Annotated in this window: 9 protein-coding genes; 7 read left to right on the top strand and 2 right to left on the bottom strand. The window is 70.5% G+C overall.

Annotated features, from left to right (window positions below; translation table 11 throughout):
• Nucleotide 1: 1 nt before the first annotated feature.
• From secF to BUB75_RS30640, 4 genes are all read left to right on the top strand, one after another.
• Nucleotides 2-1189 carry a protein translocase subunit SecF gene (gene secF, locus BUB75_RS30655; protein WP_073261739.1) on the top strand — a complete coding sequence of 396 codons (1188 nt, stop codon included), beginning with the start codon at nucleotides 2-4 and terminating at the stop codon, nucleotides 1187-1189.
• Nucleotides 1186-1818 carry an adenine phosphoribosyltransferase gene (locus tag BUB75_RS30650; RefSeq protein WP_084741910.1) on the top strand — a complete coding sequence of 211 codons (633 nt, stop codon included), beginning with the start codon at nucleotides 1186-1188 and terminating at the stop codon, nucleotides 1816-1818. The genes secF and BUB75_RS30650 overlap by 4 nt, the downstream gene beginning before the upstream one ends.
• A 277-nt stretch (nucleotides 1819-2095) precedes the next feature.
• The gene (locus BUB75_RS30645; protein WP_073262033.1) at nucleotides 2096-4402 is read left to right on the top strand and encodes a RelA/SpoT family protein; all 2307 of its coding nucleotides are present in this window, start codon (nucleotides 2096-2098) and stop codon (nucleotides 4400-4402) included.
• Between the two features lie 9 nt (nucleotides 4403-4411).
• Entirely contained in the window at nucleotides 4412-4594 is a 183-nt protein-coding gene (locus BUB75_RS30640) for a hypothetical protein (RefSeq protein ID WP_073261737.1), read from the top strand.
• A gap of 184 nt (nucleotides 4595-4778) precedes the next feature.
• Here BUB75_RS30640 and BUB75_RS30635 read toward each other — a convergent pair whose 3' ends face one another.
• Nucleotides 4779-5528: a peptidylprolyl isomerase gene (locus BUB75_RS30635; RefSeq protein ID WP_073262031.1), complete on the bottom strand. Its 750-nt coding sequence runs from the start codon at nucleotides 5526-5528 to the stop codon at nucleotides 4779-4781.
• Between the two features lie 361 nt (nucleotides 5529-5889).
• Here BUB75_RS30635 and BUB75_RS30630 point away from each other — a divergent pair, with 361 nt between their 5' ends.
• The 3 genes from BUB75_RS30630 to aspS are packed head-to-tail and all read left to right on the top strand — an operon-like array spanning nucleotide 5890 to nucleotide 9610.
• A complete protein-coding gene (locus BUB75_RS30630; protein WP_073261735.1) occupies nucleotides 5890-6579 on the top strand; it encodes an MBL fold metallo-hydrolase in 690 nt (229 codons plus the stop codon).
• Nucleotides 6576-7835 carry a histidine--tRNA ligase gene (gene hisS, locus BUB75_RS30625; protein WP_073261733.1) on the top strand — a complete coding sequence of 420 codons (1260 nt, stop codon included), beginning with the start codon at nucleotides 6576-6578 and terminating at the stop codon, nucleotides 7833-7835. Before BUB75_RS30630 ends, hisS begins: the two co-directional genes overlap by 4 nt.
• A complete protein-coding gene (gene aspS / locus BUB75_RS30620) occupies nucleotides 7832-9610 on the top strand; it encodes an aspartate--tRNA ligase (RefSeq protein ID WP_073261732.1) in 1779 nt (592 codons plus the stop codon). Before hisS ends, aspS begins: the two co-directional genes overlap by 4 nt.
• 25 nt (nucleotides 9611-9635) lie before the next feature.
• Here aspS and BUB75_RS30615 read toward each other — a convergent pair whose 3' ends face one another.
• Complete coding sequence (locus BUB75_RS30615) at nucleotides 9636-12077, bottom strand: MMPL family transporter (protein WP_143175509.1); 2442 nt, start codon at nucleotides 12075-12077, stop codon at nucleotides 9636-9638.
• Nucleotides 12078-12261 lie beyond the last annotated feature (184 nt).

Here is a 12261-nt window from a genome sequence, read left to right as displayed (position 1 = left end):
GATGGGACTGGCCGGACGCCTCTACCGGGGCGAGACCAACATCGACTTCATCGGGTCGCGGAAGCGGTGGTACATCGCCTCGGCGATCCTGATCCTGATCTGCATCGGCGCGTTCGTCTTCCGCGGCTTCAACTGGGGCATCGAGTTCTCCGGCGGAACGTCGTTCGTGTTCAAGCAGCCGAGCGGCGTCACGGCGGAGCAGGTCACCGAGACCATCGAGGCCACCGGCGTCGAGGTGCAGACGACGCAGGAAGCCGGTCGCGGCGCGGACGCCAAGTTCGTGATCAAGACCGCGACGCTCACCGGCCCCGAGACCACCGAGGTCAAGCAGGCACTAGCCGCGAAGTACGAGCTCGAGGCCAACGACATCACCGACAACGCGGTGAGTTCGTCGTGGGGTGGTCAGGTCACCGACAAAGCGTTGATCGCACTGATCGTCTTCCTCGTGCTGGTCGCCGCTTATCTGGCGATCCGGTTCGAGACGAAGATGGCGATCGCGGCGCTGCTCGCGCTGTTGCACGACCTGATGCTGACCGCGGGTGCCTACTCGATCATCGGCTTCGAGGTGACGCCGTCGACGATCGTCGGTCTGCTCACGATCCTCGGTTTCTCGCTGTACGACACGGTCGTCGTGTTCGACAAGGTTTCCGAGGACACCCGGGGCATCGTCGGCGGGTCCCGGATCGACTACGCCGAGGCCGCGAACAACGCGGTGAACGAGACCCTGATGCGGTCCATCAACACTTCGTTGATCTCGCTGCTGCCGGTCGGTGGTCTGCTGTTCGTCGGTGCCGGGCTGCTCGGCGTCGGCACGCTTAAGGACCTCGCGCTAGTGCTGTTCGTCGGTCTGGCGGCCGGTGCGTACTCGTCGCTGTTCCTGGCGACCCCGTGGCTGGTCGACATGAAGGAGCGCGAGCCCCGGTACAAGGCGCTCAAGGAGCGCGTCCGGGCCAAGCGTGCTGCCGCGGCCAGGGCCGCGGAGAGCGCCGAGGCGGAGGCCGAGGTCGAGGAGACGGCTGAGGCCGAGGAGCCGACCGACGCCGATGAGGACGCCCGGGAGCCGGCCACCGCCGGTGCGGGTTCCGGCACGACGCGGACGACGTCCTCGAACCGGCCGTCCCAGCAGCAGCGGCGGCGGCCGAGCGGCAACCGTCCCGGCCGCTCCGGTGGAAACCGGAAGAAGCGATGACCGAAGCGGAATCGGTGCCCGAGCCCGTGGTGGCCGGGCACCCGCTCGGTGAGCGTGCCTCGCACGGTTCGCTGGCCGGGCGGGTCGGCAACGGTCCGGTGACGCCGGCCGCGGTGAGCGACCTGATCGCCGCCCACGTGCTCGACGTCCCGGACTTCCCGAAGCCGGGCGTCGGGTTCAAGGATCTGACGCCGCTGTTCGCCAACGGGCCGGCGTTCGCCCAGGTGATCGACGCGATCGCGACCGAGTACGGCGGTGCGTTCGACGTCGTCGCCGGGATCGAGGCCCGCGGGTTCGTGCTGGCGGCCGCGGTCGCCTACGCGAGCGGCGCCGGGCTGGTGCCGATCCGCAAGGCCGGGAAGCTGCCGCGCGCGACCGTGTCCGCGGCGTACGCGCTGGAGTACGGCGAGGCCGTCCTCGAGGTGCACGCGGACGCGTTCGAGCCCGGCACGCGGGTGCTGCTGCTGGACGACGTCCTGGCCACCGGCGGTACGGCGGCGGCCGCGATCTCGCTGGTCGAGCAGGCCGGCGGCGAGGTCGTCGGGTTCTCGGTGCTGATGGAGCTGGCGTTCCTGGACGGCCGCGCGCGGCTACCGGAGCGCGAAGTCCACGCGCTACTCGTGGTCTGAGGCGACCCTGCAGGGCATCAACCGTCCGGCCATGCTGTTGTGACCAGACGGGCAGCAGTCGTTGACCCTGGCTCCTGTGGAAGGCGCCGGGGTCGGCAGTGCTCGCCCGCGTAGCATGGAGAGAGCTCGATGCCTTCAGTAGAGGGAGCGGCCTGTGTCAGACGTCGCACCGACCGTCGCCGGTGGCCAGCGGGATCCGCTTCCCGCCGGTGACACCCCCGACCCGGCTGCGCCGGTCGTAGCCCGGGCAGCGGGCGACGGTGGCGCGGACGGCGCGCTGCCGCACGCCGACTCGGTCGCGGGCAACGGCGCCGACCCAGTCGGCACCGGCGCGCCCACCGGCCGCCGGGTGCGAGCGGCGCTGGCGCGATTCAGCACCCCGTCCTGGCAGGGTGCGGTCAACGTGGTGCTGGAGCCACTGGTCGCCACCCACCGCAGCGCGCACCCCAAGGCCGACGTCCGCCTGCTCCAGAAGGCGTACGACGTCGCCGAGCAGTTCCACCGCGGGCAGCTGCGCAAGTCGGGCGACCCGTACATCACGCACCCGCTCGCGGTCGCGACGATCCTCGCCGAGCTGGGCATGGACACCACGACGCTGGTCGCGGCGCTGCTGCACGACACCGTGGAAGACACCGGCTACACGCTCGAGCAGCTGCACGCCGACTTCGGTGGCGAGGTCGCGCACCTCGTCGACGGCGTCACCAAGCTCGACAAGGTGCAGTTCGGCGACGCGGCCGAGGCCGAGACCATCCGCAAGATGGTCGTCGCGATGGCCCGCGACCCGCGGGTCCTGGTGATCAAGCTCGCCGACCGGCTGCACAACATGCGGACGCTGCGCTTCCTGCCCCGCCACAAGCAGGAGAAGAAGGCCCGCGAGACGCTCGACGTGCTGGCGCCGCTGGCGCACCGGCTGGGCATGAACACGGTCAAGTGGGAGCTGGAAGACCTCGCGTTCATGACCCTCTACCCGAAGCGGTACGAGGAGATCGCCCGGCTGGTGCAGGAGCACTCGCCCGCGCGCGACCGGGGCCTGGCCGAGGTGACCAACCAGGTCCAGAACGACCTGAAGAACGCGAAGATCCGCGCCACCGTGGTCGGGCGGCCGAAGCACTACTACTCGATCTACCAGAAGATGATCGTGCGGGGCCGCGACTTCGCCGACATCTACGACCTGGTCGGCGTGCGTGTGCTGGTCGACTCGGTCCGCGACTGTTACGCCGCGCTCGGCGTCATCCACGCGTCCTGGCAGCCGGTTCCCGGCCGCTTCAAGGACTACATCGCGATGCCGAAGTTCAACATGTACCAGTCGCTGCACACGACCGTCATCGGTCCCGAGGGCAAGCCGATCGAACTGCAGATCCGGACGCTGGCGATGCACCGCACCGCCGAGTACGGCATCGCCGCGCACTGGAAGTACAAGGAGACCAAGGGCGCCGAGGTGGCCGGTCCGCCCGCCACCGTCGACGACATGGCGTGGCTGCGGCAGTTGCTCGACTGGCAGCGCGAGGCCAGCGACCCGGGTGAGTTCCTCGAGGCGCTGCGGTTCGACCTCGGCGGCCAGGAGGTCTACGTCTTCACCCCGAAGGGTGACGTCGTGGCGCTCACGAAGGACTCGACGCCGGTCGACTTCGCCTACGCGGTGCACACCGAGGTCGGGCACCGCTGCATCGGCGCGCGGGTCAACGGCAAGCTGGTCCCGCTGGAGAGCACGCTCAACAACGGCGACACCGTCGACATCTTCACGTCGAAGTCGGAGAACGCCGGCCCGAGCCAGGACTGGCTGAGCTTCGTCAAGAGCCCGCGGGCCCGGACGAAGATCCGCCAGTACTTCGCGAAGGAGCGCCGCGAGGACGCGATCGAGTCCGGCAAGGACGCGCTGCAGCGGGTCATGCGCAAGCAGGGCCTCCCGCTCCAGCGGCTGCTCGGCGGCGACGCGCTGCTGACGATCGCGCGTGACCTGCACCTCTCCGACATCAGCGCGCTCTACGCCGCGGTGGGGGAGAACCAGGTCTCGGCGCAGGCCGTGATCCAGCGGGTCGTCGCGTCGCTCGGGGGCGCGGAGGGTGCCACCGAGGACCTGGCCGAGACCGCGCGTCCGTCCCGGCACCGCTCCCGGCCGGCCGGTCCCGGTGACCCGGGTGTCATCGTCAGCAACGCCGGCGACGACGTCTGGGTGAAGCTCGCGAAGTGCTGTACGCCGGTGCCGGGCGACGCGATCCTCGGATTTGTCACCCGCAGCGGGATGATCAGCGTCCACCGCGACGACTGCACGAACGCCAGCGACCTCAAGCGGCAGGACGAGCGGCTGGTCGAGGTCTCCTGGGCGCCGACCGCCGGTTCGACGTTCCTGGTGGCGATCCAGGTCGAGGCGCTCGACCGGCACCGCCTGCTCTCCGACGTCACGAAGGTGCTGTCGGACGAGAAGGTCAACATCCTCTCGGCGACCGTGAGCACGACCCGCGATCGGGTGGCGGTCTCGAAGTTCACGTTCGAGATGGCCGACCCGAAGCACCTCGGGCACCTGCTGCGAGTGGTGCGCCGGGTCGAGGGTGTCTACGACGCGTACCGTGTTACCTCGGGCTAGGGAGGCGCGATGAGCATCGAGCGCAGGTTGCCGGATCGTCCCGCGGGGGCGTCGGAGCCCGGAAAGGTGCGGGCGAAGATCGTCGGGCTGGAGACGTTCCGGGAGACCGGGTCACTGCAGGCGACCTCGACGCCGCCGCCCGAGCCGCCCCCGGACCTCGGCAACGCCGAGTCGGCAGGCTACCGAGGCTGACGCAACGCGCGAGCGCCCGCACGCATTTGCGTGCGGGCGCTCTGCTGTGCCGGGGGCCGCCGCTGCGGGCGCTCTGCTGTATCAGAGGGCCGCCGCTGCGGGCGGCCTGACGCGGATTGACGCGAAACCGGGGCCTAAGCGGCGCTTAGACCCCGGTTTCGGGTGAACTCGCGTGGGTGAGCGGTCAGCTCGCGGCGGGAGACACCGTGACGGTGGTGATGTTGACGGCCTGCTTGGGCTTGCCGTCGCCGGTGCTGCCCTCGACGCCCTTCGCGGCGACCTTCTCGACCAGGTCGAGGCCCTTGGTGACCTTGCCGACCACGGTGTATTCCGCGCCGAGAGCTTCCTCGGGGATGTCCTTGTAGACGATGAAGAACTGGCTGCCGACCGAGATCTCCTCGGAGCTCTTCGCCATCGCGATCGTCCCGGCCGGGTACGGCGGGTGCTGGTTCGTCGGCAGGTTCTCGGTGCCGTACCGGTAAGCCGGGCCGCCGGTGCCGTCACCGAACGGGTCACCGCACTGCAGGACGAAGATGCCGGACGTCGTCATCCGGTGGCAGGACGTCTTGTCGTAGAACTTCTTGCCGATCAGGAACGCGAGGCTGTTGCTCGTGCACGGCGCGTTCGCCTGGTCGAGCGTGAACTGGATCGCGCCGACGCTGGTCGTCATCGTCACGGTGCGCGTTCCGGTGTCCGGAATGTTCGACGTGGGCGGCTGACCGACGTCCTTCACCTTGCCAGTGCTGCTGTCTGCCTTCTGGTACGTGCAGGTGGGGCCCGAGGCGGCCTCGGTGGTGGTGTCCTTGTCGTCGTCGCCGCTCAGGTTGACGACGAGGAAGACGGCGCCGACCACGACGAGCAGGAGCGCGATACCGGCGCCCACCGCCGCCTGGGTCTGGCGGCGGCGTTTCGCGGCCGCGGCCCGCCGGGCCATCTGCCGTTCGAGCTTGGCGCGGGCCAGCTGCCGCTGGCGATCCTTCGTCGGCACTCCGTGCTCTCCTGTTCGGTTTCCGGCGCCGTGCCCAACTGGTCCGGTGCACCGTTAGCTCAGCCGCCTGCGCATGTCGCGAGCGGGGGCCCGCGCGTGCGGCTGAGTGTACGGCGCCCTCCTAGGGAAGGGGCTGATACCCCACGACAGCGCGCCGTGCATCGGTCGAGAACGCGCCGGGCGCGTCGTCGAGGCTGCGGCACGGAAAGGCGGTCGGCTCCGGCCGACTGCGATCGGTAGGCTGGTGGGAACGTGGCGGCGCGATCGTCGCCGGAGAAGACCCCCCGTCGGAGAAGAAGGGACGCTCGTGCTCATCGCCGGATTTCCGGCCCCCGCGCTCGGCACCAACTGCTGGGTCGTCGCCCCCGCGGCCGGCGAACAGTGTGTGGTCATCGATCCGGGGATCGGCGTGGTCGACCAGCTCGAGGACGTCCTAACCAAGCACCGGCTGCATCCGGCCGCGGTGATCCTCACCCACGGTCACATCGACCACACGTTCTCGGTGGCCCCGGTCTGCGGCGCGAAGGACATCCCGGCGTACATCCACCCGGCCGACGCCGATCAGCTCGCCGACCCGTGGAGCTACATCGGCGCCCCGAAGGGCACGCCGATGTTCGGCCTGGAGTACACCGAGCCGAGCGACGTGAAGACGCTGACCGACGGTGAGACGCTGCAGCTCGCCGGTGTCGAGCTGAGCGTCACGCTGGCGCCGGGGCACACGCCCGGCTCGCTGGTGTTCGGCGTGCGGACGCCGGACGCGCCGGTGCTGTTCTCCGGTGACCTGCTGTTCGCCGGGTCGATCGGCCGTGTCGACCTGCCCGGCGGCAGCGCCCAGGACATGCTGGCGTCGCTGGCCCGGGTCGTGTTGCCGCTGGACGACGCCACCGTGGTGAAGCCGGGGCACGGCCCCGACACCACGATCGCCCGGGAGCGCGCCACCAACCCCTACCTGCTGCAGGTGGCCGAAGCTACCAATCTTCCGAGGACCGGACTGTGACCAGCTTTACCGCCCCCAAGGGCACGTTCGATACCCTTCCCCCCGACTCGGCGACGTTCCTCGCGGTTCGGGACGCGCTGACCGCGCCACTGCGGCGTGCCGGATACGGGTACATCGAGACGCCGATCTTCGAGGACACCGCGCTGTTCGCCCGCGGCGTCGGCGAGTCGACGGACGTCGTGAGCAAGGAGATGTACACGTTCACCGACCGCAAAGAGCGGTCGCTGAGCCTGCGGCCGGAGCTGACCGCGGGGCTGATGCGGGCGTTCATCGAGCACAAGCTCTACTCCGGGCAGCTGCCGGTGAAGCTCTACGCAGTCGGGTCGAACTTCCGGTACGAGCAGCCGCAGGCCGGTCGGTACCGCCACTTCACCCAGGTCGACATGGAGGCGCTGGGCGTCGACGACCCGGCGCTGGACGCCGAGGTCGTCGCGCTGGCCGTGGCCGGGTTCCGGGAGCTGGGGCTGACCGACTTCGACCTGCTGATGACGTCGCTGGGCGACGCGGAGTGCCGCCCGCAGTACCGCGAGAAGCTGCAGTCGTTCCTGGCCGGGCTCGACCTCGACGAGGAGACTCGGCGCCGCGCCGAGATCAACCCGCTGCGGGTCCTGGACGACAAGCGTCCCGACGTGGCCGCGCAGCTGGCCGAGGCGCCGCTGATGGTCGACCACCTCTGCGACCCGTGCCAGCGGCACTACGACGAGGTCCGGCAGTACCTCACCGACCTCGGCGTGGAGTGGCAGGAGGCGCCGCGGCTGGTCCGCGGGCTGGACTACTACACGAAGACCACGTTCGAGTTCGTCCACAACGGCCTGGGCGCCCAGTCGGCGATCGGCGGCGGCGGCCGGTACGACGGGCTCTCGAAGCAGCTCGGCGGGCCGGACGTGTCCGGGATCGGCTACGCGGTCGGCGTCGACCGGACGCTGCTCGCGCTGCGCGCCGAAGGACTGGTCGGTGATGCGCCGTCCCGGGTGGCGGCGTTCGTCGTCCCGCTCGGTGACGCGGCCCGGCGTCGCGGCCTCGCGCTGGTCACCGAACTGCGCAACGCGGGCGTCCCGGCCGACTTCGCGTTCGGCGGCAAGGGGCTCAAAGGGGCCATGAAGGCCGCCGACCGCTCCGGCGCCCGGTACGCGGTGGTGCTCGGCGAGCGCGACCTCGCCGACGGGACCGCGCAGCTGAAAGACCTGACCACCGCCGAGCAGCGGGCCGTACCGCTGACCGACCTCGCCCGCACCGTCAAGGAGCTTCTCTCGTGAGCGGCACTACCTACCGCACCCACAAGGCCGGCGTGCTCCGCGCCGAGCACGCGGGGCAGACCGTCACCCTCTCCGGGTGGGTGGCTCGCCGCCGTGACCACGGTGGGGTCATCTTCGTCGATCTCCGGGACGCCTCCGGCTACGTCCAGGTCGTCCTGCGCGAGGAGGTCGGGCACGCGCTGCGGGCGGAGTACTGCATCCGGGTGACCGGCGAGGTGCGGACGCGGCCGGAGGGCAACGAGAACCCCGAGCTGCCGACCGGCGCGATCGAGGTCGTCGCCGAGACGCTCACCGTACTCAGCGAGTCCGCGCCGCTGCCGTTCCCGATCGACGGCCAGACCGCCGGTGAGGTCGGCGAGGAGGCCCGGCTCAAGTACCGCTACCTCGACCTCCGGCGCGCGCACCAGGCCGCGGCGCTGCGGCTGCGCAGTTCCGTGAGCCGGATCGCCCGGCGGGTGCTCGACGAGCAGGAGTTCGTCGAGATCGAGACGCCGACGCTGACCCGCTCGACGCCCGAGGGCGCCCGCGACTTCCTGGTGCCCGCGCGGCTGCAGCCCGGTTCCTGGTACGCGCTGCCGCAGTCGCCGCAGCTGTTCAAGCAGCTGCTGATGGTCGCCGGGATGGAGCGGTACTACCAGATCGCCCGCTGCTACCGGGACGAGGACTTCCGCGCCGACCGGCAGCCGGAGTTCACCCAGCTCGACATCGAGATGTCGTTCGTCACCCAGGACGACGTCATCGCGGTCGGCGAGGCCGTGGTGTCGGCGATCTGGCGCGAGCTGGCCGGGTACGAGATCCCGCTGCCGCTGCCGCGGCTCACCTACGCCGACGCGATGACCCGCTACGGCTCGGACAAGCCCGACGTCCGGTTCGGCAACGAGCTCGTCGATCTGACGTCGTACTTCGCCGGGACGTCGTTCCGGGTGTTCCAGGCACCGCACGTCGGTGCCGTGGTCATGCCGGGTGGCGCGTCACAGACGCGCAAGGAGCTCGACGGCTGGCAGGAGTGGGCGCGGGCCCGCGGCGCGAAGGGCCTCGCGTACGTACTGTTCGACGCCGAGACCGGCGAGACCCGCGGCCCGGTGGCCAAGAACCTCTCCGAGGAGCACCTCGCCGGGCTGGCCGACGCGGTCGGCGCCAAGCCGGGCGACGCGGTGTTTTTCGGCGCGGGTGAGCGCTCCGGCACGCTGGAACTGCTCGGCGCGGCGCGGCTGGAGATCGGTCGCCGCTGCGGGCTGATCGACGAGTCCCGGTGGGAGTTCCTCTGGGTCGTCGACGCGCCGATGTTCGAGCCGGTCGGCGGCGGGGAGATCGGCGTCGAGGGGGCCCAGGGCTCCTGGACTGCCGTGCACCACCCGTTCACGTCGCCGAACTCGGACTGGATCGACCGGTTCGAGGAGGCACCGGCCGAGGCGCTGGCCTGGGCCTACGACATCGTGCTCAACGGCACCGAGATCGGCGGCGGTTCGATCCGTATCCACGACCGTCGCGTCCAGGAGCGGGTGTTCGAGGTGCTGGGCCTGTCCGAGGAGGACGCCCAGGGCAAGTTCGGCTTCCTGCTCGAGGCGTTCAAGTACGGCGCGCCGCCGCACGGCGGCATCGCGCTCGGCTGGGACCGCTTGGTCGCGCTGCTGGCCGGCGTCGAGTCGATCCGCGACGTCATCGCGTTCCCGAAGACCGCCTCCGGTGGTGACCCGCTGACCGGTGCGCCCGCGCCGATCTCCGCGCGTCAGCGCAAGGAAGCCGGCGTCGACGGGAAGCCGCAGAAGGCTTGATTCCTCGCGCCGCCGGTGAGCACGCTCACCGGCGGCGCGGTGTGTCTTCGGCCGGCGCGGAGCGCGGCCTGGGCAGCGGTGGCCGGCGGGGGAACGGTGGCGCGGCGCGCGGCTGCGGCGGAACGTCGTAGAGCCGCTCGTCAGCGCCCGGGTACTCCTCGACGGGGTTCTTCTCGGCGGTGGGGTAGCCGGTGGCTGGGTGGTCGGCGGCGAGGTAGTCGCCGTTCGGGTACCCGGCGGCCGGGTAGCCGGGGGCCGGGTGGTTGCCGTTCGGGTGCTCGGGGGCGGGGTAGTCGGCGGCGGGGTAGTCGTCCATCGGCGGGGCAGGGGACTGTGGGGCCGCAGGAAGGGCCGGGGTCACCGGCCGCACCGCGATCGCCCGCGGCGGCTCCACGGAGGGTGCCTCGTGCAGCCCGAACCGGTCGTAGAAGCGGCGCAGCGGGCGCGGTGCCCACCAGTTCGCCTCGCCCAGCAGCGCCATCGTCGCGGGCACCAGCAGGCACCGCACCACGGTCGCGTCCACCGCGACCGCGATCGCCATCGCGACGCCCAGCTCCTTGATCGCCAGCATCCGCCCGACCGCGAACCCGGCGAACACGATGATCATCAGCAGCGCGGCGGACGTGATGATCTTCCCGGAGCGCTGCAGCCCGATCTCGACCGCGGTGTTGTTGTCCATACCGGCGTCCCGCAGCTCCTTGATCCGGGAGAGCAGGAACACCTCGTAGTCCATCGAGAGCCCGAACGCGAAGCAGAACACCAGTACCGGTACCCACGGCTCCAGCCCGCCGGTGGGGGAGAAGTCCAGGTACTCGTGCAGGTGCCCGTCCTGGAAGAGCAGCTTCAGCGCCCCGAACGACGCGGCCAGCGACAGGACGTTCATCACCAGCGCTTTGGCCGGGACCAGCAGCGACCCGGTCATCGCGAACAGCAGGACGAACGTCGCCACGACCATCAGCGCCACCGCCCACGGCGCGTACCGCCGCACTTCGGCGAGGAAGTCGACGAGTACCGCGGTGTCGCCGGTGACCCAGATCTGGAACGGGGGCCGGTCGGCGCGGATCTGCCGCACCAGCTGCTGGCCGATCCGGTCGTGCTCGCTCGCCTTCGGGATGATGTCGATGCTGGACAGTCCCTCGGTGACCTGCGCGGGCGGCATGATCCGGGAGACGTCGTCGTACTCGGGGTCGCGCTCGAGCTTCGCCGCCCAGAGCGCGAGTTCGGTCTGGCTGGTGTTCGCGACGATCGTGATCGGCGGCGCTTCCTGGCCGGGGAAGCGTTCGGCGCTGACCTCGGCGAAGCGGCGCGCCTCGAAGCCCTCCGGGAGCATCTTCGCGCTGCTGTTCACGAACGTCACCGACAGGAACGGGATCCCGGTCGCCAGCAGCACGGTCACCAGCAGCACGGTCGCGATCAGCGGTCTCCGCCGGGTCAGCCGGGCCAGCCGCGCGAACGTGCCGTTGTCGCTCGGGCGTTCCGACCGGTGTCGTCCGACGCCGACCCGGCGGGCGCTCATCGCGAGCAGCGCGGGCACCAGCGTGATGCCGGCCAGCAGCGCGAACAGCACGACGCCGACGCCTGCCGAGCCGATGCCGCGGAAGATCGGGCTGGGGAACACGAACAGGCCGGCCAGCGACAGTGCGACGGTGAGCGCCGAGAACGTGATCGTGCGGCCGGCCGACGCGACCGTCCGCTCGATCGCCTCCGGGACGGTCCGTTTCGCGTACCGCTCCTCCCGGAACCGGTTGACCATCAGCAGCGAGTAGTCGATCGAGAGGCCGAGCGCCAGGACGGTGCTCACCGACAGGACGTTCGGGTCGAGGTCCATCAGCTGGAGCAGGCCCAGCATGACGAGCATTCCGCAGGCGATCGAGGCGAGCGCGCCGATGATCGGGATGCCCGCGGCGACCGCGCCGCCGAAGATCGCCACCATCGCGATCAGCGTCAGCGGGAGGGCGATGACTTCGCCCTTCTCGGTGTCGCGACGGGTCTGCTCGTTGATCTGACGCTGCAGCAGCGTCGGGCCGCCGACGGTCACCTCGGTGCCGGGGACGGCGTCGGCGATCGCGTGGAGCCGGTCGGCGATCGTCTCCTCGACCGCGTGCTGGGCGTCCACCGACAGATCCCTGGTCAGATCGACGACGATCAGCGCGGCGTTGCCGTCGGTGGCGATGAGGAGTTGCTGGCCCTGCTTCGGGAGCTGCGGGGCGAACGGGTCGAGCACCCGGCCGACACCCTCGGTGCGGCCGAGGTCGTTGCGAGTGTCTGTGACAGCCTTCCGCAGTGTCTCGACCGGTGCCCCGTCGACAACGGCGGAAACCCGGCCACCGTACTCCGAGGACTCGACGAGCAGCGTCGCCGCGCGCACCGACTCCATCGATTCGGACGCCTGCTGCCCGCCGCCGAGCCGGTCGGTCACCCGACCGGTGTTCGCGATGCCTGCGACGAAGACGAGCAGCCACAGCACCACGACCAGTCTTCGATGGCGGTAGCAGAATCGACCCAGACGTGCGAACAACTCATCTCCGGCAGCTCAGGCAACGTTGCCACTGGTCACTGGTGTTCTGTTGACGGTACGGCTCCGAGTGACGCAAGGGGGCCAGTTCCCGGATTGCGCGGCCCGCCCAGCGCTCCACGTTCGAGGAACGGAA

This window comes from Cryptosporangium aurantiacum, from assembly GCF_900143005.1.
GTDB lineage: Bacteria > Actinomycetota > Actinomycetes > Mycobacteriales > Cryptosporangiaceae > Cryptosporangium > Cryptosporangium aurantiacum.
The sequence above is the reverse complement of the archived record's forward strand: the minus strand, read 5'-3'. Positions and strand labels throughout refer to the sequence as shown.